At 72.9% G+C, this 1,033-nt stretch carries 2 protein-coding genes; both read right to left on the minus strand.

Translation table 11 applies throughout. From position 1 onward, the window contains the following. Nucleotides 1-37: 37 nt before the first annotated feature. Complete coding sequence (locus AB0C29_RS50150; RefSeq protein ID WP_360835684.1) at nucleotides 38-247, minus strand: hypothetical protein; 210 nt, start codon at nucleotides 245-247, stop codon at nucleotides 38-40. Between the two features lie 102 nt (nucleotides 248-349). Continuing rightward, entirely contained in the window at nucleotides 350-964 is a 615-nt protein-coding gene (locus AB0C29_RS50155; protein WP_360835682.1) for an FAD-dependent oxidoreductase, read from the minus strand. Between the last annotated feature and the right edge of the window lie 69 nt (nucleotides 965-1,033).

Genomic DNA, 1,033 nt, shown 5'->3' on the forward strand with positions numbered 1-1,033 from the left:
AAGCCCGGGCGGGACCGAGATGGACGGCACCCGAAGATCAGGCGACCGGCTGCGCCCCGGCCGCGTCCAGCCAGCGGCGGTACCAGCGACCGAAGATGTTGACCACGTCACCGAGGTACGGGTTGGCGGACTCGTTGGGCACGGGATGGTCGCAGGCGTTGCCGCAGCGGTACAGGCAGGTCTTCGGGTCGCGACCGGCATGCCCGGCCGGTCCGAGAAGGGGTAGCAGGCGGGGTCGGTCGGTCATCGGGCGGTCTCCTCACGCGACTCTGCATGATTCATCAAGATCGATGCCGTGAAACCTGAGCCTAGTCGCGGGCGAAGGTGAACGGAAGGTGAACGGCCGTTGTCAGAGAGCAAGCTCGGCGACCTGGTCGGCGCAGCCCCAGCAGAGCGTCATGCCGGCGCCGCCGTGCCCGTACGCGTGCACCACCGTCCCGCCCGGCCACTTCTCCGCCTCCACCCGCGGACCCCCGCGCCGTACCGGGCGCAGCCCGACCTTCTCCCCCACGACCGGCGCACCCGCCAGCTCGGGCACCAGGGCCACGCAGCGCTCCAGGATCGCGTCGCGCGTCGCCGGGTCGGGCGTGGTGTTCCAGTCCCCCACCTGCCAGGTGCCGCCCAGCACGACGTCGCGGCTGCGCGGATGCACATAGGTCGACGGCTCGCCGTCGTCGCGTACGGAGGTGTAGATGCCGGTGTTGGCGACCAGCACGATCTGCCCGCGGGCCGGGACCACCTCCGGGTCACCGCACAACGCGCCGGCGGCCAGCCCGGTCGCGTTGACCACCACCGGCGCCTCCACCAGGGCCTCGTCCAGCCGGTCGACCCGGCGCCGCAGCACCCGCACCCCGGCGGCCAGCAGCCGCTCGCGCAGCCACGGCAGATACACGCCCATCTCCACCAGCGGCGCCCGGAAGCGCACCTCCCGGGTCCACGGCGGCTCGGCCGGCAGGTAGCGCACGTCCCGCGCGGCCGCCGCCCACCACGACTACCCGCTCGCGCACGACCAAGCGAGCTTGAGGGTCAACCG

This window comes from Actinoplanes sp. NPDC048791, from assembly GCF_040650095.1.
GTDB lineage: Bacteria > Actinomycetota > Actinomycetes > Mycobacteriales > Micromonosporaceae > Actinoplanes.